This is a genomic window from uncultured Campylobacter sp., from assembly GCF_938018145.1.
In the GTDB taxonomy this organism is placed as follows: Bacteria; Campylobacterota; Campylobacteria; order Campylobacterales; family Campylobacteraceae; genus Campylobacter_A.
The window spans coordinates 1-3,463 of sequence record NZ_CALIII010000409.1 but is presented as its reverse complement, the minus strand read 5'-3'; the positions used below and the strand labels follow the sequence as shown (position 1 = coordinate 3,463).

The following is a 3,463-nucleotide window of genomic DNA, read 5'->3' as shown; positions in this document are numbered from 1 at the left end:
CGCCGCCGTCTTGCGTGTTTATGTAAATTAAATTTTGTGAATTTTCTTTTACTACGCTAAAATCTACGGGTATATTTTTTAATGTTTGAGTGAGGCAGAACATCGAGTAAATATCGTTTTTATCGATCACCAGCTGATAGGCGATTTTTACGACGGCTTTTGATTCGTCTTTAAATTCTACATATATCTCGTTGCTTGCCAAAGCATATTTTTTAGGAGCCAAATTTGCCATTTCCCCAACCCAAGAAGTAGGGCCAGTAGTCAAATTTTGCTCCTTGTTATTTTGTGGTGCTTGTAGCTCCGCAAGCGCGGACTCTTTTAAATTTACGTCCGCGTACTTATACAGCAAAGCGCCACATACGCAGACGAAAATCAGCAAAAAAGCAATCGCGCCCCAGAACAAATATCGCTTCATTTACTTATGATAGCTGTTCTTTAATAATATCGCCCAAAGTAACCTTATCGTCGCTATTTATCTCGTTTAGCACCTCGCGCTCTTTTTGTCTTGCAAGGCGTCTTACGCTTAGGCGGATTCTATTTTTCTTCTCGTCGATAAAGGCTATCGCAGCTTCGATATTATCGTTTATGTTTAGGCTTTCAGCGCTTACGCTACCTAGGTCTTCTTTGCGGATGAGCGCATCGACGTTATCGCCAAGTTCTACAAATACGCCGAAATCTTTAATATCGCGAATTTTACCGGTCACGATGTCGCCTACGTTAAATTTCTTTGCATAGGCTTGTACTGGGCTTTGTTTTAGGTCTTTTTGGCTAAGAGAAATTTTTTGCTCGTTAGAGTCGATTTTGATGATTTTAACCTCAATCTCATCACCTACTTTAAACAAATCCTTGCATTTGTCGTTTCTATCCCAAGAAGCGTCTTCGTTGTGAAGTAAACCCTCAACTGCGCCGATCCTAACAAATGCTCCAAAATTCGTCACGCTAGTAACTACGCCTTTAGTAACGTCGCCTTCTTTAAATTTGGTCTTAAATTCGTCAAACGGTTTTTTGAGTAGATTTTTTAGGCTCACTCTTAGGCGGCGATCTTTTGCGTCTATCTCGATAACCTCGACGTCAAGCTCTTCGCCTTCACTGATGTGATCTTTTGGATTTTTGATATTTTTATCCCATGAAATTTCAGAAATGTGCAAAAAGCCCTCTATATCGTTGCCAAGATCGACGAATGCGCCGTAAGGCTCTATGTTGCTAACGGTTACCTTGATAGTATCGCCCACCTCAAGACCGTCTTTTATCTCTTCCCAAGGATCTGGAGTTGCAGCCTTGATAGATAGAGAAAGGTGTTTTTTCTCGTTATCGTATTTGATAACTTTTACTAAAACTTTATCACCTTCTTTGTAGATAGAGCCCGGATTTACCGGTCCTTTATAGCTTATCTCGCTGTAGTGCACGAGTCCATCCACTCCGCCTACGTCTACAAACATGCCATAGGTAGTGATTTTCTTAACCACGCCCTCTATCACGTCCGTATTTTCAGCGACTGCAGATATCGCTTCTCTTTTTTTCTTTCTATCTTCGTCAAGCAGTTTTTTTCTTGATACGATAATGCTTTGCTCGTCTTTGTCTATTTTTATGACTTTTACTTTAAACGACTTTCCTACTACCGCGTTTGCGTCTTTAAAGCCGCCTTGCGAGCGAGGCAAGAAAAACTCGATACCCTCGCTGTTTTGAGCAACAAAACCGCCTTTATTTTTACCGATTATTTTTACGTCGAATACGTCTTGATTTTCTTCGTTATATGAGTCTATATAGGCTTTTACTTTTTCTTTTCTAAGCGCTTTTTTGTGAGAAACGATAGGTTTACCGCCTCTTGAGCCGGTTATTACGACTTTTATCGTGTCGCCAGCTTTAAATTTAAGCTCTCCGTTTTCATCTTGGATCTCGGAAATATTTAAAATTCCCTCTGATTTTTTACCGACGTTTACAAAAACCTCGTCGCCTTTAATATCGACGATTATTCCGTCGCTATCTTCTTCAGTCTTTTTAAAAGACTCCTCTAACATCGCGGCAAAATCGTCGTCTTCGATACCGTCGTTTGCCTTACTAAGCTGAACTTTTTTGTTCACCGCAGCCATCTTGTTCCTTTTGTATATATTTTGCTTTTAACACAATTAGACTCAATTTTACTTAATATTAACTTATTTGTAGATTAACTTGCGAAATTTCAGGGCTAAATTTGAAATTTTGTTTAAAAAGGTAATGAGTATTTATTAAATTTGAAAGCTCTCCAGCTTATCAATCACTTTTTGGATAATCCAATCAGGCGTAGAGGCTCCAGCGCTCACTCCGCAGAGATTTTTCCCCTCAAACCATGCGCGCTCGAGTTCTAACTCATTTTCCACGAGATAGCTATCCTCGCAGGCGGTTTTTGAGATGAGATATAGCTGCTTTGTATTTGAGCTGTTTTTGCCACCGACTACAACCATCACGTCGGCTCTAACGGCTAAGTTTTTAACAGCTTCTTGGTTTTCAAAAGTAGCATTACAAATCGTATTAAAAACACGTACCTCTTTTACGCGTAGCATCAAATAATTTACGATTTGCATAAATTTTTCTACCTTGCGCGTCGTTTGACTGATGACAGCTACTTTTTGCGCTAGCTTTACGCCCTCTAGCTCGCTTTCTTCTAGCACGACGAATACCTTACCGACGGCATATGATTTCACGCCCTTTATCTCAGGATGTTTTTCATCGCCGAATATCACGATATCGTAGCCCTCTTTGCTCATTTTCTCGCAAATTTGCTGAGGCTTGGTGACAAAAGGGCACGTCGCGTCGATCACTTTTATATCGCTTTTTTTTAGCTCGGCTAGGTCGCCCTTTGTGATACCGTGCGTGCGGATTATCGCCTTTTTTTCGCCGTCGATTTCGTTTATGCCCTCAAGCGTTTTAACGTTAAAATTTTTATTTAGGCGGTTTATCTCGTCGTTGTTATGTATGATAGGGCCGATAGTTACGGCATCTTTGGCGTTTTCGGCGATTTTTATAGCGCGCTTTACGCCAAAACAAAATCCGTAACTGCTAGCAAGCTCAATCTTCAACGCTAGCTCCAAGTTGTCTTAAAATCCCGCTAAAATTCGGAAACGAAGTCGCTATAAATTCGCTCTTTTCTATAACCATTCCGCATTTTAGCCCAAGCACCGCAAAGCTCATCGCGATACGGTGATCGCCGTTACTGTCAATGATAGCGCAGTTTGCCTCGCCACCTTTTACGCTAAAGCCGTCTTCAAATTCTTCGACTTCAAGCCCGCATTTTCGTAGCCCTTGGACCATGATTGCGATGCGGTCGCTCTCTTTGACGCGAAGCTCTTTTGCGTTTCTAACGCTACTAATGCCTTTCGCGTTTGCAAATGCGATGGCGAGCGCTGGCACCTCATCGATCAGCCACGAGATATTTTCGCTCACGTCCACGGCCTTTAGCGGCGCGTACTTTATCTCGATCTCGCCA

The 3,463-nt window shown here is 41.6% G+C and carries 3 protein-coding genes and 1 pseudogene; all 4 read right to left on the bottom strand.

Annotated elements, in window-relative coordinates:
- Positions 1 to 415: hypothetical protein (locus Q0338_RS09405; protein WP_298086521.1), on the bottom strand; the 415-nt coding region annotated here is incomplete at its 3' end.
- A 4-nt stretch (positions 416 to 419) separates the two neighbouring features.
- Positions 420 to 2,090 carry a 30S ribosomal protein S1 gene (locus tag Q0338_RS09400; protein WP_298086520.1) on the bottom strand — a complete coding sequence of 557 codons (1,671 nt, stop codon included), beginning with the start codon at positions 2,088 to 2,090 and terminating at the stop codon, positions 420 to 422.
- A 135-nt stretch (positions 2,091 to 2,225) separates the two neighbouring features.
- Positions 2,226 to 3,056, bottom strand: a complete 831-nt coding sequence (locus Q0338_RS09395) for a 4-hydroxy-3-methylbut-2-enyl diphosphate reductase (RefSeq protein WP_298086519.1) — start codon at positions 3,054 to 3,056, stop codon at positions 2,226 to 2,228.
- Positions 3,046 to 3,463 (bottom strand): annotated as a pseudogene (locus Q0338_RS09390) (3-phosphoshikimate 1-carboxyvinyltransferase); the annotation flags it as partial. The gene Q0338_RS09395 and the pseudogene Q0338_RS09390, both read right to left, overlap by 11 nt.

Excerpts from the sequence above, each read along its gene's own strand:
- Q0338_RS09400 (WP_298086520.1), bottom strand. The coding sequence starts at position 2,090 with ATGGCTGCGGTGAACAAAAAAGTTCAGCTTAGTAAGGCAAACGACGGT.